Source organism: Enterobacter bugandensis (genome assembly GCF_900324475.1).
In the GTDB taxonomy this organism is placed as follows: Bacteria; Pseudomonadota; Gammaproteobacteria; order Enterobacterales; family Enterobacteriaceae; genus Enterobacter; species Enterobacter bugandensis.
Window position 1 is genome coordinate 2967827 of record NZ_LT992502.1, and the last position, 17349, is coordinate 2985175.

Here is a 17349-nt window from a genome sequence, read left to right on the forward strand (position 1 = left end):
CACTTTGCAGTTTTGCTGGTATATCGGAAATGGCGTTATCCAAAACGCCATTCTTTTGAAGTATTATGTAAAAAACATCCCTATTTATATAAAGGATATCAATATGGTCAAAAGTATTCATTACTTAAGGGGAATTGCGGCTTTATTCGTGGTGCTGTTCCATTTAAGAGGCTATGTTAACAACACTTACATACAGTCAAATCTTGGGGATTTACTGTTTGTTAATGGAGCTTTTGGTGTAGATTTATTCTTTGTAATTAGTGGGTTTATAATCTGTTTTGCAACTCAAAAAAAGGAATATTTATATCCACTTAAGTTTTTTATTAGAAGATTTTTTAGAATCTACCCACTTTTGATCTTGGCGGTGTCAATTTACTTTATATTTTTGACAATCAAAAAGGGCTCAACCGGCTTAGACGCATGGTTTATATGGTCAATCGCACCTCTCCAAATCGATTATCACGCTGGGGCTCCTTTCTTTGGATACAATGTACTCGCAATAGCATGGACATTAACTTACGAGATTTCTTTTTATATTATTTTTCTTGCAGCCATGATTATATCCCACAAATATAGGGCTATATTATGCTCATCCATAATCTTGACAATGGTTTTATTTTCACAATTAATGAGCGCCACTCCAACACTCAATGGCGTAAATACAAACTATATCGAAAATGACTTTATTACTCTTATTTCATCACCTATATACATTGACTTTGTATATGGTATGGTATCATATTTGATATATAAAAATATTTTACCTGCGCTATCGAGATACAGGGGAACAGTTTTAAACATTTTGCTAATTTCAACCATAATTGTTACTACAGCATTAATATTTTCAACACAACACAACGATCACGGCCCTTTAGGCTGGGGGGCTATGGCATTTATCATTGTCGTCTCAACGACTTTAATGGAAGCAAGTTTCACGACAGCAAAACACAAGCCTCTAATTATGCTCGGGAATATTTCATTTTCTCTTTACATGTGGCATTTCATTTTTATAGAAATAACTAACACATATTTCCCAAGCATTTCAATGAATGGTTTTTATACCTTAGCCATTATGACAACCTGCTCAATTGCAATCGCATGGATTTCATTCAATCTCATTGAGATTCCATCAATTAACCTTTCAAAGAAAATCATATCATGGATAGACAGAAACAACCCAGAGCGTGTTGTTTCATAGCTAAACAGTGCCCAATGTGCGTCATTCTAAAAAATGATAGCGTTAACCAGATAAAATAATCCGCTCTAATGGATCTAATTATCGCCGCGATACATAGAACGCCATCATTTCCATAGAATATCAACTCACTTATGCGTTTCCGAATGAATTTTCGTCCATTTATTATCCGATCAGCCCCATACTTGGGGCTCAGCACACACGTGCCAGTGAAATTATTTTCAGTTCCATCACATTCGAATGATTGTAATTTTGAAAGCGGTATTGAAGTCTTGAGACGTGACGATGACGCATCGGGGAGGTGTGCAATTGCTGCTTTTAATCGTACCCAGTAATTGGGTATAGCCCTTCAATCGGGAACAATGATTACCCGTGCCTGCCATCATTACGCAGTCGGGTCTTTCAACCAGTCGCAAGAGGCAGCAATGCGGCGCGCAAATGGTTTACCGGGTGTAGGGATCCTGGATGGCTAAAAATAACCAGGACCAGGTCCTCATTCTCAAACAGAAATCGAGAGCGTTTGCCCCATACATTCCCCACGCTGTAGGATCGGATGATTAATAATTATAAATAGCATCAGGTTAGATAACCTACACCTGCATCCCCATCACTTCCTGATAAGCCGACACCAGCTTGTTACGCACCTGGATCCCCATCTGGATAGAAACCGAGGCTTTTTGCAAATCGGTCATCACATCATTGAGCGCCACGCCCGGCTCGCCGAGGGTGAACTTCTCCGCCTGGGTACGCGCAGCGGTCTGGGTATCGCTGATACGGTCAAGAGCGGCATGCAGTTGCCCCGCAAAGCTGATGGTCGGCTGCTGTTCTGCCACATTCTGATTACGGGCCGTCATCGCCGTTGCCTGCAACTGACTGATGACCCCTTCAATGCCCTGTATAGCCATGACTCTCCCCTGGATGGTTTTTTACGCGGTCAAGACTAACAGCTTGTCAATAAGATAATGGCGGTAAATAGCGTGAAAAAACCAGGTTATTTGACGCATAGAAAATCCGGAATCGTCAAATAATGGCAGGGCCATCAATATGGAACTTTTGTCGTGTTTGCCGACCCGGGAGTCAGTTTTGTTTCTCTACACGAATAACGTAAACCACCAGGATTTAAGAGGTGCGCAATGAGTGCAACAGCATCGACAGCGCCACAAAATAAATCACTCGAGTGGATGAACCGCCTTCGCGCGAATCCTAAAATCCCGTTGATCGTGGCAGGCGCTGCCGCAATTGCGATCCTTGTAGCGATGGTTTTATGGGCGAAAAGCCCCGATTACCGCACGCTCTACAGCAACCTTTCCGATCAGGATGGCGGCGCCATCGTCACCCAGCTTACCCAGATGAACATCCCGTATCGCTTTGCCGATAATGGCGGTGCGCTTGAGGTACCGGCGGATAAAGTGCACGAGCTTCGTCTGCGCCTGGCACAGCAGGGCCTGCCAAAGGGCGGCGCTGTCGGCTTTGAGCTGCTGGACCAGGAAAAATTCGGCATCAGCCAGTTCAGCGAGCAGGTGAACTACCAGCGTGCGCTGGAAGGCGAGCTGGCCCGCACCATTGAAACGTTAGGCCCGGTGAAGAGTGCCCGCGTGCACCTGGCAATGCCTAAACCCTCTTTATTTGTTCGGGAACAGAAATCCCCTTCAGCTTCCGTTACCGTGAACCTCGAGCCCGGCCGCGCGCTGGACGAAGGGCAAATCAGCGCGGTAACGCATCTCGTCTCCAGCGCCGTCGCCGGCCTGCCGCCGGGTAACGTGACGCTGGTGGATCAAAGCGGACACCTGCTGACGCAATCCAATACCGCCGGGCGTGACCTGAACGACGCGCAGCTGAAATACGCCGCCGACGTTGAAAGCCGTCTCCAGCGCCGCATCGAAGCGATCCTCGGCCCGGTGGTGGGCAACAGCAACGTGCACGCCCAGGTGACCGCGCAGATTGACTTCTCTAATAAAGAACAAACCGAAGAGCAATACAGCCCGAACGGCGATGCGGCTCAGGCGGTCATGCGTTCACGCCAGATCAACTCCAGCGAACAGATCGGCGGGGCCTACCCTGGCGGCGTGCCGGGCGCGCTCTCTAACCAGCCAGCACCGGCAAACGCGGCGCCGATTTCCACGCCGCCGGCCAACCAGCAGAACGGTCAGCAAAATAATCAGCAGACCACCTCAACGACCAATAACGCCGGTCCGCGCTCCAGCAGCCGTAACGAAACCACGAACTATGAAGTGGACAGAACGATCCGCCACACTAAGCTGAACGTGGGCGATATTCAGCGTCTTTCCGTTGCGGTGGTGGTGAACTACAAAACCCTGCCGGACGGCAAACCGTTGCCGTTAACCGCCGAGCAGATGAAGCAGATTGAGAACCTGACCCGCGAAGCGATGGGCTACTCCGAGAAGCGCGGCGATACCCTCAACGTGGTGAACTCTCCGTTTAACTCGGTTGAAGAGACCGGCGGTGAACTGCCGTTCTGGCAACAGCAGGCGTTTATCGACCAGCTGATGTCCGCAGGCCGCTGGCTGCTGGTGCTGATTGTCGCGTGGCTGCTGTGGCGTAAGGGCGTTCGTCCTCAGCTTCAGCGTCGTGCGGAAGCCGAAAAAGCGGCGCGCGAGCAGATGAATACGCGTCAGGAAACGGAAGAAGCGGTTGAAGTTCGCCTCAGTAAAGATGAACAGATGCAGCAGCGTCGTGCTAACCAGCGCATGGGCGCTGAGGTGATGAGCCAGCGCATTCGCGAAATGTCAGATAACGATCCGCGCGTCGTGGCGCTGGTCATCCGCCAGTGGATGGGTAACGAACATGAGTAATACGCTTACGGGCACCGATAAAAGCGTCATCCTGCTGATGACCATTGGCGAAGATCGCGCGGCAGAGGTATTTAAACACCTCTCCCAGCGAGAAGTGCAAATTCTCAGTGCGGCGATGGCCAACGTGCGTCAAATCTCCAACAAACAGCTGACCGAAGTGCTGTCAGAGTTTGAACAGGAAGCCGAACAGTTTGCCGCGCTGAACGTCAACGCCAACGACTACCTGCGCTCCGTGCTGGTCAAGGCGCTGGGCGAAGAGCGTGCCGCCAGCCTGCTGGAAGACATTCTGGAAACCCGCGATACCGCCAGCGGTATCGAAACGCTCAACTTTATGGAGCCGCAGAGTGCCGCCGACCTGATTCGCGACGAGCACCCGCAGATTATCGCCACCATTCTGGTTCACCTCAAACGTGGCCAGGCGGCGGATATTCTGGCCCTGTTCGAAGAGCGCCTGCGTCACGACGTGATGCTGCGTATCGCGACCTTCGGCGGCGTTCAGCCGGCCGCGCTGGCGGAGCTGACCGAAGTGCTAAACAACCTGCTCGACGGCCAGAACCTCAAGCGCAGCAAAATGGGCGGCGTGAGAACGGCGGCGGAAATTATCAACCTGATGAAAACGCAGCAGGAAGAAGCCGTCATTTCGGCGGTTCGCGAATTCGACGGCGAGCTGGCGCAGAAAATCATCGACGAGATGTTCCTGTTCGAAAACCTCGTCGAAGTGGACGACCGCAGCATCCAGCGCCTGCTCCAGGAAGTGGATTCCGAGTCGCTGCTTATCGCCCTCAAAGGCGCCGAACAGCCGCTACGCGAGAAGTTCCTGCGCAACATGTCCCAGCGTGCGGCCGATATCCTGCGCGACGACCTTGCCAACCGCGGCCCGGTGCGTCTGTCTCAGGTGGAAAACGAACAGAAAGCCATCCTGCTTATCGTTCGTCGTCTGGCGGAAACCGGCGAGATGGTGATTGGCAGCGGAGACGACACCTATGTCTAATGAGCTGTCGTGGAAGCGCTGGACGCCGGACGATCTGGCCCCTCCCCTTGCCGAATTCACGCCTGCGGTGGTCTCGCCCGCAGAACCCGACGCGGACGTTGAACAGCCCGAGCTGAGCGAAGAGGAGCAGCAAGCGCAGATGCTGGCCCAGCTGCAAATGCAGGCGCACGAGCAGGGCTATAACGCCGGTCTGAACGAAGGCCGCCAGAAGGGGCACGATCTGGGGTACCAGGAAGGCCTGGCGAAAGGGTTAGAGCACGGCATCGATCAGGCGCGCCAGCAGCAGGCGCCGATCCATGCCCGCATGCAGCAGCTGGTCAGCGAGTTCCAGCACACGCTGGACGCGCTGGACAGCGTGATTGCCTCGCGTCTGATGCAGATGGCGCTGGAGGCGGCGCGTCAGGTTATCGGCCAGACGCCCGTGGTGGATAACACCGCGCTGATTAAACAAATTCAGGGTCTGCTTCAGCAGGAACCGCTGTTCAGCGGCAAACCGCAGCTGCGCGTCCACCCGGACGATCTGCAGCGTGTTGAAGAGAGCCTGGGCGCAACGCTTAGCCTGCACGGCTGGCGTCTGCGCGGCGACCCATCCTTACACCACGGCGGATGCAAAGTCTCTGCCGATGAAGGCGACCTGGATGCCAGCGTCGCCACCCGCTGGCAGGAACTGTGTCGCCTGGCGGCACCGGGAGTCGTCTGATGACCGCACGCCTTACCCGCTGGCTCACCACGCTCGACAACTTTGAGACGAAGATGGCGCAACTGCCATCTGTTCGTCGTTATGGGCGACTGACGCGCGCCACCGGTCTGGTACTGGAGGCCACCGGCCTGCAGCTTCCCCTGGGTGCGACCTGCGTCATTGAGCGTCAGGATGGGCAGGAAACGCGTGAAGTGGAAAGCGAAGTGGTCGGGTTTAACGGCCAGCGCCTGTTCCTGATGCCGCTTGAAGAGGTGGAAGGCATACTGCCCGGCGCGCGCGTTTACGCCAAAAACATCAGCGGCGACGGGCTGCAAAGCGGGAAACAGCTGCCGCTTGGCCCTGCCCTGCTCGGCCGCGTGCTGGACGGCAGCGGGAAGCCGCTGGATGGCCTGCCCGCGCCGGACACCACCGAAACCGGCGCGCTGATTACCCAGCCGTTCAACCCCCTGCAGCGTACCCCTATTGAGCACGTGCTGGATACCGGCGTGCGTCCGATTAACGCCCTGCTCACCGTAGGGCGCGGACAGCGCATGGGCCTGTTCGCCGGTTCCGGCGTCGGGAAATCCGTCCTGCTCGGCATGATGGCGCGCTATACCCAGGCCGACGTGATCGTCGTGGGGCTGATCGGCGAGCGTGGTCGCGAAGTAAAAGACTTTATTGAAAATATTCTGGGTGCGGAAGGCCGCGCCCGCTCGGTGGTGATCGCCGCGCCGGCGGACGTGTCGCCGCTGCTGCGTATGCAGGGTGCCGCCTACGCCACCCGTATCGCCGAAGATTTTCGTGACCGCGGCAAGCACGTGCTGCTGATCATGGACTCCCTCACCCGCTACGCGATGGCGCAGCGTGAAATTGCGCTGGCCATCGGCGAGCCGCCGGCCACCAAAGGCTATCCGCCTTCGGTCTTCGCCAAACTTCCGGCGCTGGTAGAGCGTGCGGGGAACGGCATCAGCGGCGGCGGCTCCATCACCGCGTTCTATACGGTGCTGACCGAGGGCGACGACCAGCAGGACCCGATTGCCGACTCCGCGCGCGCGATCCTGGACGGCCATATCGTGCTGTCGCGCCGCCTGGCCGAAGCCGGGCACTACCCGGCAATTGATATTGAAGCGTCCATCAGCCGTGCGATGACGGCATTGATTACCGAGAAGCACTACGCCCGCGTGCGTAACTTCAAACAACTGCTTTCCAGCTTCCAGCGCAACCGCGATCTGGTCAGCGTGGGGGCGTATGCCAAAGGCAGCGACCCGATGCTCGACAAGGCGATTAGCCTGTGGCCGCAGCTGGAGGCGTTTTTACAACAGGGCATTTTTGAGCGTGCCGACTGGGAAGATTCAATCCAGGCGCTGGAGCTAATTTTCCCGCAGGTGTAACACAGGTGGAGGGCGAAGGTCATGGCGCAAAACAGCGCGTTATCAACGCTGAAAGATCTGGCTGAAAAAGAAGTTGATGATGCCGCATTGCAGCTTGGCGCAATGCGACGCGGGTGCCAGCAGGCTGAAGAACAGTTGAAGATGTTAATCGACTATCAGCATGAATATCGCACCAACCTCAATACCGATATGACGCAGGGCATTGGCAGCCAGCGCTGGATTAACTATCAGCAGTTTATCCAGACGCTTGAGAAGGCGATAGAGCAGCACCGCCAGCAGCTAAACCAGTGGACCCAAAAAGTCGATACCGCGCTGAATTTCTGGCGCGAGAAAAAACAGCGGCTGCAGGCCTGGCAGACCTTACAGGACCGGCAGATTGCAGCCTCGACCCTGGCGGAAAACCGCCTGGATCAGAAGAAAATGGATGAGTTTGCCCAGCGCGCATCAATGAGGAAACCGGAATGATCACACTGCAACAACTGCTGATGAGCGACAGCGACCCGTCAGGCGGGATGCAAACAGGGAAAGGCACCGAGGGTGCACAGGACTTCCTCTCCCTGCTGGCGGGCGCCCTGACGGATGCAACGGGCAAGGGCAACGATGCGCCGCTCACCCTGGCGGATCTGAAAGCCGCCGGCAGCAAGCTGTCGAAGGTCGCGCAGGAGGCCAAAGGCGATACCGCTCTGCAGGCCAAAATTGCCGACCTGCTCTCGCGTCAGCCTGCGTTGAATGGCGTTGAAACGTCGGAGTCCGCGCCGCTTGAAACGTTGGTCTCCGGGCTGGTACCGCTGTCAAAGGGCGACGCGCTTAAGACGCTCACCGCGGCCAACGGTAAAGATGACGCTAAAACCGAGCTGAGCGAAGAAGAGCTGGCGGGGCTAAGCGCGCTGATGGCGATGCTGCCGCACCAGCAGACGACCGCCTCTCGTGCGGCAGGCATCGACGGCGTTCACGCCACCTCGGCGCTGAGTTCAGCAACGCTTTCGCAAAACGGTGCGGGACAGCCGCCGTCCCTGAACGCGCCTGCGGGAAGCCATGATAAAGCGCAGCTTTCTGCGTCCTATCAGAGCCAGGCGAAGAACAACGTTCCGGATCTCGCCGCCAACGCGCCAGCCACACCGGTCGTGGCCGCAGCCGCTGAGAAACAGGACTTCGCCAGCGCCTCTTCGTCATCTTCGCCGACCGCTACCCTGGCGCCGATTATCTCCAGCCATGCGGCCAGCCAGCCTGCCGCTACCGTTGCCACCGCCCCGGTGCTAAGCCAGCCTCTGGGCACACATGAATGGCAGCAGTCCCTGAGCCAGCACATCACCCTGTTCACTAAGCAGGGCCAGCAGACGGCGGAGCTGCGCCTGCACCCGGAGGATCTGGGCCAGGTGCAAATCTCGCTGAAGCTGGACGATAATCAGGCACAGCTGCAGATGGTCTCTGCGCACAGCCACGTACGCGCGGCGCTGGAAGCCGCGCTGCCGGTCCTGCGGACCTCGCTGGCGGAGAACGGCATTCAGCTTTCTCAAAGCAGCGTCAGCAGCGAGAGCTTTGCCGGGCAACAACAGTCTTCATCCCAGCAGCACCATGCTTCACGCCCGGGCCAGCACGGCGGTTTTAATGAAGAGAGCGATGAGCTCCTGCCGACCCCAGCCGCCCTGCAATCCGCGGCGCGCGGTAACGGTGCCGTAGACATCTTCGCCTAAACGCCAGAGGTAGCGTGATTATCCCCGTCTTTTCCACGCTTTGACGACGGCAGGACACGGGATAATCACCTTATTAAGCTGTACCGAAACAGGAAGCTCGTATCAGATGACAGACTCCGCTATCACCAAAAAAAGCAAGCGTTCCATCTGGATCCCGCTGCTGGTGTTGATCACGCTCGCCGCCTGCGCTACCGCGGGCTATAGTTACTGGCGTATGCAGCAGGAACCTTCAACCGCTGCGGCCAAAGCCGAACCTGCCCCACCGCCGGCGCCGGTCTTTTTCCCTCTGGACACCTTCACCGTTAACCTCGGTGATGCGGATCGCGTGCTGTATGTCGGTATTACGCTGCGCCTGAAGGACGAAGCAACCCGCGCGCGCCTGAACGATTATCTGCCGGAAGTGCGTAGCCGCCTTCTCCTGCTGTTTTCTCGTCAGGACGCCTCCGCGCTGGCTACCGACGTGGGTAAGCAAAAGCTGGTCGACGCCATCAAGCAGACGCTGGCCACCCCGCTGGTAAACGGTCAACCTAAGCAGGAAGTCACTGACGTTCTGTACACAGCCTTTATTCTGCGGTAACGACATGGGCGACAGTATTCTTTCTCAGGCAGAAATCGACGCGCTGCTTAACGGCGACAGCGATAAGAGTGACGACCCGCAACCGGGTCTCACTGGCGACGATAATATTCGTCCTTACGATCCCAATACCCAGCGTCGCGTGGTACGTGAACGTCTGCAGGCGCTGGAGATCATTAACGAACGTTTTGCACGTCAGTTCCGTATGGGGCTGTTTAACCTGCTGCGTCGTAGCCCGGATATCACGGTCGGTGCGATCCGCATCCAGCCGTATCATGAGTTTGCCCGCAACCTGCCGGTGCCAACCAACCTTAACCTGATTCATCTGAAGCCGCTGCGCGGCACCGGTCTGGTGGTGTTTTCCCCAAGCCTGGTGTTCATCGCGGTGGATAACCTGTTCGGCGGCGACGGGCGTTTTCCGACCAAAGTGGAAGGTCGTGAATTTACCCACACCGAGCAGCGCGTCATTAACCGCATGCTGAAGCTGGCGCTGGAATCCTACAGCGACGCGTGGAAAGCGATTAACCCGCTGGAAGTGGAGTACGTCCGTTCTGAGATGCAGGTGAAATTTACCAATATCACCACCTCCCCGAACGATATCGTCGTCAATACGCCGTTCCACGTGGAGATCGGTAACCTGACCGGTGAGTTCAATATCTGCCTGCCGTTCAGCATGATTGAACCGCTGCGCGAGCTGCTGGTTAACCCGCCGCTGGAGAACTCACGCAACGAAGATCAGAACTGGCGTGAAAACCTGGTGCGCCAGGTGCAGCACTCGCAGCTGGAGCTGGTGGCGAACTTTGCCGACATTTCGATGCGGTTATCCCAGATCCTGAAATTACAACCCGGCGACGTTTTGCCGATAGACAAACCCGACCGCATTATTGCCCACGTAGATGGTGTCCCCGTACTTACAAGCCAGTACGGCACGATTAACGGTCAGTATGCGTTACGCGTTGAGCACTTGATCAACCCGATTTTGAATTCGCTGAATGAGGAACAGCCCAAATGAGTGACATGAACAATCCGTCCGATGAAAACAGCGGAGCACTGGACGATCTGTGGGCTGACGCGTTAAACGAGCAAAAAACGACTCCGACAAAAAGCGCGGCGGACGCGGTATTCCAGCAGTTAGGCGGCGGCGACGTCAGCGGCACGCTGCAGGACATCGACCTGATTATGGACATCCCGGTTAAGCTGACCGTTGAACTGGGACGCACCCGGATGACCATTAAAGAGCTTCTGCGCCTCACGCAGGGTTCCGTTGTGGCCCTTGACGGCCTGGCCGGCGAGCCGCTGGATATTCTGATCAACGGTTATCTGATTGCCCAGGGTGAAGTGGTGGTAGTTGCCGATAAATACGGCGTGCGCATCACCGACATCATCACCCCGTCTGAACGCATGCGTCGTCTGAGCCGTTAAGCATGAAAACCCAGGCAACAATATCACAGCCTTCCGCCGTTCCCGGCTCCCCGCTGCTCCAGGTGAGCGGGGCGCTGTTCGGTATTATTGCCTTTATTCTTATCGCCGCCTGGCTGGCAAAGCGTTTTGGCCTGGCGGGTAAAACTGCCGGCACCCGCGGCCTGAAGGTCAGCGCCAGCACGACGCTTGGGCCGCGCGAACGCGTGGTCATCGTCGATGTGGAAGATGCGCGTCTGGTTCTGGGCGTAACCGGCTCAAACATTAACGTATTACATAAACTGCCGCCCGCCCCGGTCACGGTGGACGAGCGCGCACAAGCCCCTGCGGATTTTCAGTCCGTCATGAAGAGTTTGCTTAAGCGTTCCGGGAGAACCTGATGCGCCGTTTGTTATCCCTGACGCTTGCGGGCGTTGGCCTGTTTGCTCCTGCAGTTTATGCGCAGCTGCCCGGTCTGGTTTCCACGCCGATTGCGGGTGGCGGCCAGAGCTGGTCGCTCCCGGTTCAGACGCTGGTCTTCATCACCTCGCTGACCTTTATTCCGGCCATTCTGCTGATGATGACCAGCTTTACCCGCATCATCATCGTTTTTGGTCTGCTGCGAAACGCGCTGGGCACCCCTTCGGCGCCGCCAAACCAGGTGCTTCTGGGGCTGGCGCTGTTTTTGACCTTTTTCATCATGTCGCCGGTGATCGATAAGATTTATACCGACGCCTACCAGCCGTTCAGCGAAGACAAAATTTCGATGCAGGAGGCGCTGGAAAAAGGCGCGCAGCCGCTGCGGGAATTTATGCTGCGCCAGACGCGCGAGGCGGACCTGGCCCTCTTCGCCCGTCTGTCCAACACCGGCGAGCTGCAGGGCCCGGAAGCGGTACCGATGCGCATTCTGCTGCCGGCCTATGTCACCAGCGAGCTGAAAACCGCGTTCCAGATTGGCTTTACCATCTTTATTCCGTTCCTGATTATCGACCTGGTGATCGCCAGCGTCCTGATGGCGCTCGGGATGATGATGGTGCCGCCCGCCACCATTGCCCTGCCCTTTAAGATCATGCTTTTTGTGCTGGTCGACGGCTGGCAGCTGCTGGTCAGCTCGCTGGCGCAAAGTTTTTACAGTTAAGGAACGGCAATGACACCCGAATCGGTCATGATGATGGGCACGGAAGCGATGAAAATCGCCATTGCCGTTGCCGCGCCGCTGCTGCTTGTCGCGCTGGTTACCGGTCTGATCATCAGTATTCTCCAGGCCGCCACGCAGATTAACGAAATGACGCTGTCGTTCATCCCGAAAATCATCGCCGTGTTCGTGGCGATTATCGTGGCCGGGCCGTGGATGCTGAACCTGCTGCTGGACTATATGCGCAACCTGTTTACCAATCTGCCGTACATCATCGGCTGACCTGACGATGCTGCACTTCACCAGCGACCAGTGGGTTCAGTGGCTCGGCGTCTATTTCTGGCCGATGCTGCGCATTCTGGCGCTGATCTCCACCGCCCCCATTCTCAGCGAGAAATCGATCCCCAAGCGCGTTAAGGTGGGGCTGGGCATTATCATCACCATTATCGTCGCCCCTTCCCTGCCACCCGTGGATATTCCCATCTTCTCGGCTAACGCGGTATGGGTCGCTTTACAGCAGGTGATGATTGGCGTCGCCGTGGGCTTTACCATGCAGCTCGCCTTCGCCGCCGTGCGCACGGCCGGCGAGTTGATTGGCCTGCAGATGGGGCTATCGTTCGCCACGTTTGTCGATCCCGGCAGCCATCTCAACATGCCGGTGCTGGCGCGCATCATCGATCTGCTCGCCATGCTGCTGTTTCTGTCGCTCAACGGTCATCTGTGGCTCATCTCCATGCTGGTGGATACTTTCCATACGCTGCCGATCGGTGATAACCCGGTCAACAGCAATGCCTTCCTCGCGCTGACCCGCGCGGCGGGGCTGATCTTCCTCAACGGTCTGATGCTGGCTCTGCCGATCATCACCCTGCTGCTCACCGTCAACCTGGCATTAGGCTTGCTGAACAGAATGGCACCGCAGCTCTCGGTGTTTGTGATTGGTTTTCCGCTAACGTTGACGGTCGGAATTTTATTAATGTCATTACTGATGCCCCTTATCGCCCCCTTCTGTGAACATTTATTCGGCGAGATATTCAATCTGTTAGCGGATATTGTCAGCGAATTGCCACGTAAATAATAGTCCTCACGGTTGCTATTGTCTTTCTGAGGATATTCCTAAAATAAAACGCGAAAAACATCTTCCAGGATATATCTGACGCGGTTTAAATGTTTCTAACCACCTCACAATACTTAATATTTACTTTACTTTAAGAAGATTCCTGGCAAATTATACGTAACTTTACGGGATAGTGAGTCCGCCTGAAAGTCTTTGTCATGCTCACAGGTTTATTATTTTTTTCCATCCCGTATGGCTGTTTTGAGCTCTCAGGCAGATGGTGAATTATCGTTACGCATTGAGTGAGGGTATGCCATGTCAACGATCATTATGGATTTATGCAGCTACACCCGGCTAGGGTTAACCGGGTACCTGGCAAGCAGAGGGGTAAGAAAGAGAGACATCAACGATGCACACACCGTTGAAGAACTCGCAGCCGCTTGTGACGAACTCAAACCAGGCGTGGTGTTTATTAATGAGGACTGTTTCATTCACGATCCAGCCAACAGTCAGCACATTAAGCAAATCATTAATCAGCATCCAAAAACCCTGTTTATTGTTTTTATGGCGATCGCGAATATCCATTTCGATGAGTATTTGTTGGTCCGTAAAAATTTATTGATCAGTTCTAAGTCGATTAAACCCGAGTCGCTGGATGACATTCTGGGTGATTATTTGAATAAAGAAGTTAAAAATGTAGGAGCGGTTAACTTACCCACCCTTTCATTAAGCAGGACTGAATCAAGTATGCTGCGAATGTGGATGGCTGGACAAGGGACTATTCAGATCTCTGACCAGATGAATATTAAAGCGAAAACCGTTTCGTCACACAAAGGAAATATTAAAAGGAAAATTAAAACGCATAATAAGCAAGTGATCTATCACGTGGTACGTCTGACCGATAATGTGACGAACGGGATTTTCGTCAACATGCGTTAGTGGCTTAAACCCCTTTGCACCCTACCTTTGATCTCTGGCCTGGCCAGAGATTTTTGCTTTTGCAGACGTGGTCGGGCACGCGCAATGCCACCCGACGCTGTACTACTCCGCTTTCTCAACAAAAATGCCGTCCGGATGCCCCAGTTCGTTAAAAAACCAGATGCCGAGCGGGTAGTCTTCCAGTGAGACCAGGTACATTGTGCCTTCACTAAACTCTTCAATTGCCAGCACCACCCCCGGGCGGCGCGGCCCACCGTCCGTTTTAACGGTTACCCGATCGTTGACCTTCATACATTCCTCCTCTGGTTTTGAGCCAGTGTAGAACAAAACGCAAAAACACACATCGCCGCACGGCGTGAATGGCGTTTTTATACACAGTCTATACTTACCGTGGACACGGTTTAATGAGGAGCCCCGTAATGAAGACCGATAAAGAGTACAGCGACACCATCAAACGCGAGGTCGAGGTGGATGTCGATGCCCTGCTGGCCGCCATCAATGAGATCAGTGAGTCAGAAGTCCGCCGCACGAACGATGGTTCGGACCACGTCATTGTTAACGGGAGGGATTATCACACCTACCGCGAGCTGGCGGAGGCCTTCGAGCTGGATATTCATGACTTTAGCGTGTCTGAAGCAAATCGTTAGCACGAAAAAAATCCCGGTCATGGGGATGGCCGGGATCAAAACTTGCTTATGCAAGAAGCACTTGAAAATTCGTTACACCAGGAAATCTGATGTACAAATAACACTATCCCCAACGATTTTGCATGACAAGCATATATTCTTACGATGAATATAATATTTTTAACATAATCGTTTTGGTTATGAGCAACAACATGCGCCGAATGCGGGTTTGGCTGGATCGGTTCTCCTCAATCCGGTTTAAGTCCAGATATTTTTTAGGAATATTCTTAGATTAAGGCTCATTCGTTTTCGGGAGTTACTATGCTTTCACTCCGGGGTCCCCTGCTGATTTTTTCCGATCTGAATGGGTCGCTGCTGGATATTCATACCTATGAGTGGCAGCCCGCAATGCCGTGGCTGGATAAACTGCAGGACAACCAGGTGCCGGTGATTCTTTGCAGCAGCAAGAGCGCAGCAGAAATGCTGGATATTCAGCAGGATCTGGGTCTGGAAGGGTTACCGTTTATCGCTGAGAACGGCGCGGTGATTCAGCCTGACGTGCGCTGGGAAATGGGTCAGCGCCACATCAACGGCATGACGCACCGGGAGATTCGTCCGCTTATTGAGCAAATCCGCCAGCAGGCGGGCTTCAAATTCACCACCTTTGACGACGTGGACGAACGCGTCATTAGCGAATGGACGGGGGTGACCCGCTACCGGGCGGCGCTTGCCCGCAAGCATGACGCCTCCGTCACGCTCATCTGGCGTGATTCCGACGAAGCCATGGCCCGGTTTGAAGCGGCGCTGACGCAACGCGGGCTGAAATGCCTGCAGGGTGCCCGTTTCTGGCATATTCTCGATGCCGGCTGCGGTAAGGACGTTGCGGCTAACTGGCTAATCGCGCAGTACCGTGAACGAGAAAATATTGAACCCACGACCCTGGGGCTCGGCGATGGGCCGAACGACGCGCCGCTGCTGGACAGCGTGGACTTCGCGGTGGTGATTAAAGGGATAAACCGGCAGGGTATTACGTTACGGGACGATAACCCCCGCCGGGTTTATCACACCCGGCAGGCGGGACCGCTCGGCTGGCAGGAGGGGCTGGATCACTTTTTGTCATGATCGTGCCAGACAACCCGGTTACGTCCGTCCTGTTTAGCTTTATATAACCGGGCATCCGCCACGGACTGCAGCTGTTCAAAATCGTAGTTACCCGTTTCATCCGCGCTGCTGACGCCCAGTGACGCGCTGATGCGCAGGGTGGTGCTTTTCTTCACCAGGATCTCCTTACTGTTGATCCGGCAGCGTATACGGTCGGCGACGCCTTTCGCCTCCTCCAGACCGATCCCCGGCAGGACGACACAGAACTCTTCTCCACCGACGCGCCCGGCCACATCATTCTTGCGTAACGCGCTGGCAATCACGCCTGCCGTATGGGAAAGCACCTTATCACCGGCCTGATGGCCGAAACGGTCGTTGATGTTTTTAAAATGGTCGAGATCGATCTGAATCACCGAGAACGGCAGCGACTGCTGACGACAGGTTTCCGCCAGCAGTTTTGCGCGGTCGAACAGCGCGCCGCGGTTATTGAGCCGGGTCAGCGGATCGTGCCAGGCCTGCCACTGGAGCGAGTGCTGAAGCGTATACATGTTACTCACCATCCGACGGATCACCAGCCACGAGATCAACAGCATGGCGGTAAAGAGCGCCCACAGCAGCGCCAGCACGATGCTGATACTGCCGAAATCGTCCTGTACCCCTTCATGCAGCGTGTGGATCCGCAAGACGACGCCATCGAAGTGATCGAGCCGCTCCCAGGTAATAAACCGGCTCCCGAGGCGGATACCGCCGCCGGTATCGTGCTCAATCGCGTGGGCAATCTGCGCCGTTTCGCGTTCGTCAAACTGGTTAACCGGGCTTCCCGCATGGGCTGAGGTGGCAATCATATTGAGCCGGGTATCGTACAGCTGATACTCCCCCTCCGTCCGCTCTTCCGTCGCGTCGGTCAGCAGACGCTGCATCGTGTCTAAGGTAAAATCCATCGCCACGACGCCATACCAGTAATGATCGAAGTAGATGGGGACGCTGGCGGTGATCGTTCGTTTATCCCCGGTCCAGAATGAGGCTGTGGAGATAAACCAGCGCACGGCGCGCGCGCGATTGTTACGCTCTGACTGCTGGGTAAACCAGGACTGCGTGACCAGATGATAATAGCGGGCGGTAATATCATCCTCCCGATCCGGCGTATCCGTGGAAAGGTAAAACCCGGCGCGAGAGACGTAGAGCACCCGCGTTTCCGTTTGCGCTCTCGATGACGCCAGCCTGAGCAGATACCCCACTTCAAGCGCGGCAGAAATTTCATGACTGATGCGATCGGCGTCCCGATTCAGAAGCGTGGTTTTATCCACGAACGCGTCCGAGACCCCGTTAATGGGAAGCGTGCGCTTTTTATCAACGGCAAGCTGCCAGGTGGGAAGCATGCGGACGGCATTAAAGCGTGACACCGCGTCCTGTAAGACATCAAAGGCCAGCGGCGTCTCGATCGCATCACGCATGCCCTGGCGAAATAACAGCATCCTGTCGACGCTGTTCTGTAACTGCCTGTCCAGCGAGCTGGCCACGGTTTCCAGGTGGTTGCGCTGGCTGGAGATATACGCCTCTTCGAGGACCACCACTTCACGCCAGGTCAGGAGGGTTGAAAACACCAGGACAGTGATAAAACAGAGGTTAACAATCAAACCCGGATTGCTACGCTTATGCAGCCATTGCAGAAAAGTTCGTCTTACAACAAAGGTATCGCGCTGCACACACACTCCCTGATTACTGCCTTACACCCGGTACTTCAGGTAAAAACGCCCGG

Annotated in this window: 19 protein-coding genes and 1 pseudogene; 17 read left to right on the forward strand and 3 right to left on the reverse strand. The window is 55.2% G+C overall.

Annotation, left to right across the window (positions count from 1 at the left end):
* Positions 1 to 103: 103 nt before the first annotated feature.
* Positions 104 to 1198: an acyltransferase family protein gene (locus tag DG357_RS14480; RefSeq protein WP_088205081.1), complete on the forward strand. Its 1095-nt coding sequence runs from the start codon at positions 104 to 106 to the stop codon at positions 1196 to 1198.
* Between the two features lie 587 nt (positions 1199 to 1785).
* On the opposite strand, the gene fliE is transcribed toward DG357_RS14480, so the two are convergent.
* Complete coding sequence (gene fliE, locus DG357_RS14485) at positions 1786 to 2100, reverse strand: flagellar hook-basal body complex protein FliE (RefSeq protein ID WP_028013699.1); 315 nt, start codon at positions 2098 to 2100, stop codon at positions 1786 to 1788.
* A gap of 228 nt (positions 2101 to 2328) precedes the next feature.
* On the opposite strand from fliE, the gene fliF reads away from it, so the two are divergent.
* The 14 genes and pseudogenes from fliF to rcsA all read left to right on the forward strand — a co-directional run bounded on the left by fliF (position 2329) and on the right by rcsA (position 13863).
* On the forward strand, positions 2329 to 4008 hold the full coding sequence (gene fliF / locus DG357_RS14490; protein WP_028013700.1) for a flagellar basal-body MS-ring/collar protein FliF: 1680 nt from the start codon (positions 2329 to 2331) through the stop codon (positions 4006 to 4008).
* Complete coding sequence (gene fliG, locus DG357_RS14495) at positions 4001 to 4999, forward strand: flagellar motor switch protein FliG (protein WP_014832476.1); 999 nt, start codon at positions 4001 to 4003, stop codon at positions 4997 to 4999. The genes fliF and fliG overlap by 8 nt, the downstream gene beginning before the upstream one ends.
* A complete protein-coding gene (gene fliH, locus DG357_RS14500; protein ID WP_045260350.1) occupies positions 4992 to 5699 on the forward strand; it encodes a flagellar assembly protein FliH in 708 nt (235 codons plus the stop codon). Before fliG ends, fliH begins: the two co-directional genes overlap by 8 nt.
* Positions 5699 to 7069: a flagellar protein export ATPase FliI gene (gene fliI / locus DG357_RS14505; protein WP_023330814.1), complete on the forward strand. Its 1371-nt coding sequence runs from the start codon at positions 5699 to 5701 to the stop codon at positions 7067 to 7069. Before fliH ends, fliI begins: the two co-directional genes overlap by 1 nt.
* A gap of 21 nt (positions 7070 to 7090) precedes the next feature.
* Positions 7091 to 7534, forward strand: coding sequence for a flagellar export protein FliJ (gene fliJ / locus DG357_RS14510; RefSeq protein WP_006811155.1), 444 nt, complete (start codon positions 7091 to 7093; stop codon positions 7532 to 7534).
* A complete protein-coding gene (gene fliK, locus DG357_RS14515; RefSeq protein WP_088205082.1) occupies positions 7531 to 8763 on the forward strand; it encodes a flagellar hook length control protein FliK in 1233 nt (410 codons plus the stop codon). Before fliJ ends, fliK begins: the two co-directional genes overlap by 4 nt.
* 106 nt (positions 8764 to 8869) lie before the next feature.
* Positions 8870 to 9340 (forward strand): flagellar basal body-associated protein FliL, encoded by a 471-nt coding sequence (gene fliL / locus DG357_RS14520; RefSeq protein ID WP_021241388.1) that lies wholly within the window; start codon positions 8870 to 8872, stop codon positions 9338 to 9340.
* Between the two features lie 4 nt (positions 9341 to 9344).
* On the forward strand, positions 9345 to 10349 hold the full coding sequence (fliM, locus tag DG357_RS14525; protein WP_028013703.1) for a flagellar motor switch protein FliM: 1005 nt from the start codon (positions 9345 to 9347) through the stop codon (positions 10347 to 10349).
* Positions 10346 to 10759: a flagellar motor switch protein FliN gene (gene fliN / locus DG357_RS14530; RefSeq protein ID WP_003859592.1), complete on the forward strand. Its 414-nt coding sequence runs from the start codon at positions 10346 to 10348 to the stop codon at positions 10757 to 10759. Before fliM ends, fliN begins: the two co-directional genes overlap by 4 nt.
* A 2-nt stretch (positions 10760 to 10761) precedes the next feature.
* The gene (gene fliO / locus DG357_RS14535; RefSeq protein ID WP_045260352.1) at positions 10762 to 11136 is read left to right on the forward strand and encodes a flagellar biosynthetic protein FliO; all 375 of its coding nucleotides are present in this window, start codon (positions 10762 to 10764) and stop codon (positions 11134 to 11136) included.
* On the forward strand, positions 11136 to 11873 hold the full coding sequence (fliP, locus tag DG357_RS14540; RefSeq protein ID WP_028013705.1) for a flagellar type III secretion system pore protein FliP: 738 nt from the start codon (positions 11136 to 11138) through the stop codon (positions 11871 to 11873). The genes fliO and fliP overlap by 1 nt, the downstream gene beginning before the upstream one ends.
* 9 nt (positions 11874 to 11882) lie before the next feature.
* On the forward strand, positions 11883 to 12152 hold the full coding sequence (fliQ, locus tag DG357_RS14545) for a flagellar biosynthesis protein FliQ (protein ID WP_008500315.1): 270 nt from the start codon (positions 11883 to 11885) through the stop codon (positions 12150 to 12152).
* A gap of 7 nt (positions 12153 to 12159) precedes the next feature.
* Positions 12160 to 12952: pseudogene (gene fliR / locus DG357_RS14550) on the forward strand (flagellar biosynthetic protein FliR); the annotation flags it as partial.
* 287 nt (positions 12953 to 13239) lie between these two features.
* Positions 13240 to 13863 carry a transcriptional regulator RcsA gene (gene rcsA, locus DG357_RS14555; RefSeq protein ID WP_013097740.1) on the forward strand — a complete coding sequence of 208 codons (624 nt, stop codon included), beginning with the start codon at positions 13240 to 13242 and terminating at the stop codon, positions 13861 to 13863.
* A gap of 102 nt (positions 13864 to 13965) precedes the next feature.
* On the opposite strand, the gene dsrB is transcribed toward rcsA, so the two are convergent.
* Entirely contained in the window at positions 13966 to 14154 is a 189-nt protein-coding gene (gene dsrB / locus DG357_RS14560; protein ID WP_013097741.1) for a protein DsrB, read from the reverse strand.
* A gap of 128 nt (positions 14155 to 14282) precedes the next feature.
* Here dsrB and yodD point away from each other — a divergent pair, with 128 nt between their 5' ends.
* Together yodD and DG357_RS14570 are read left to right on the forward strand one after the other, a co-directional pair.
* Positions 14283 to 14510, forward strand: coding sequence for a YodD family peroxide/acid resistance protein (gene yodD / locus DG357_RS14565; protein WP_028013707.1), 228 nt, complete (start codon positions 14283 to 14285; stop codon positions 14508 to 14510).
* A gap of 300 nt (positions 14511 to 14810) precedes the next feature.
* Positions 14811 to 15611: a mannosyl-3-phosphoglycerate phosphatase-related protein gene (locus DG357_RS14570; RefSeq protein WP_088205083.1), complete on the forward strand. Its 801-nt coding sequence runs from the start codon at positions 14811 to 14813 to the stop codon at positions 15609 to 15611.
* On the opposite strand, the gene dgcQ is transcribed toward DG357_RS14570, so the two are convergent.
* Entirely contained in the window at positions 15596 to 17296 is a 1701-nt protein-coding gene (gene dgcQ, locus DG357_RS14575; RefSeq protein ID WP_088205084.1) for a cellulose biosynthesis regulator diguanylate cyclase DgcQ, read from the reverse strand. The genes DG357_RS14570 and dgcQ overlap by 16 nt on opposite strands.
* Positions 17297 to 17349 lie beyond the last annotated feature (53 nt).

Excerpts from the sequence above, each read along its gene's own strand:
- fliE (WP_028013699.1), bottom strand. The coding sequence starts at position 2,100 with ATGGCTATACAGGGCATTGAAGGGGTCATCAGTCAGTTGCAGGCAACG.
- fliL (WP_021241388.1), top strand. The coding sequence starts at position 8,870 with ATGACAGACTCCGCTATCACCAAAAAAAGCAAGCGTTCCATCTGGATC.
- fliN (WP_003859592.1), top strand. The coding sequence starts at position 10,346 with ATGAGTGACATGAACAATCCGTCCGATGAAAACAGCGGAGCACTGGAC.
- DG357_RS14480 (WP_088205081.1), top strand. The coding sequence starts at position 104 with ATGGTCAAAAGTATTCATTACTTAAGGGGAATTGCGGCTTTATTCGTG.
- fliO (WP_045260352.1), top strand. The coding sequence starts at position 10,762 with ATGAAAACCCAGGCAACAATATCACAGCCTTCCGCCGTTCCCGGCTCC.
- rcsA (WP_013097740.1), top strand. The coding sequence starts at position 13,240 with ATGTCAACGATCATTATGGATTTATGCAGCTACACCCGGCTAGGGTTA.
- fliM (WP_028013703.1), top strand. The coding sequence starts at position 9,345 with ATGGGCGACAGTATTCTTTCTCAGGCAGAAATCGACGCGCTGCTTAAC.
- dsrB (WP_013097741.1), bottom strand. The coding sequence starts at position 14,154 with ATGAAGGTCAACGATCGGGTAACCGTTAAAACGGACGGTGGGCCGCGC.
- fliQ (WP_008500315.1), top strand. The coding sequence starts at position 11,883 with ATGACACCCGAATCGGTCATGATGATGGGCACGGAAGCGATGAAAATC.
- fliI (WP_023330814.1), top strand. The coding sequence starts at position 5,699 with ATGACCGCACGCCTTACCCGCTGGCTCACCACGCTCGACAACTTTGAG.
- fliP (WP_028013705.1), top strand. The coding sequence starts at position 11,136 with ATGCGCCGTTTGTTATCCCTGACGCTTGCGGGCGTTGGCCTGTTTGCT.
- fliJ (WP_006811155.1), top strand. The coding sequence starts at position 7,091 with ATGGCGCAAAACAGCGCGTTATCAACGCTGAAAGATCTGGCTGAAAAA.
- fliK (WP_088205082.1), top strand. The coding sequence starts at position 7,531 with ATGATCACACTGCAACAACTGCTGATGAGCGACAGCGACCCGTCAGGC.
- DG357_RS14570 (WP_088205083.1), top strand. The coding sequence starts at position 14,811 with ATGCTTTCACTCCGGGGTCCCCTGCTGATTTTTTCCGATCTGAATGGG.
- fliH (WP_045260350.1), top strand. The coding sequence starts at position 4,992 with ATGTCTAATGAGCTGTCGTGGAAGCGCTGGACGCCGGACGATCTGGCC.
- fliG (WP_014832476.1), top strand. The coding sequence starts at position 4,001 with ATGAGTAATACGCTTACGGGCACCGATAAAAGCGTCATCCTGCTGATG.
- fliF (WP_028013700.1), top strand. The coding sequence starts at position 2,329 with ATGAGTGCAACAGCATCGACAGCGCCACAAAATAAATCACTCGAGTGG.
- yodD (WP_028013707.1), top strand. The coding sequence starts at position 14,283 with ATGAAGACCGATAAAGAGTACAGCGACACCATCAAACGCGAGGTCGAG.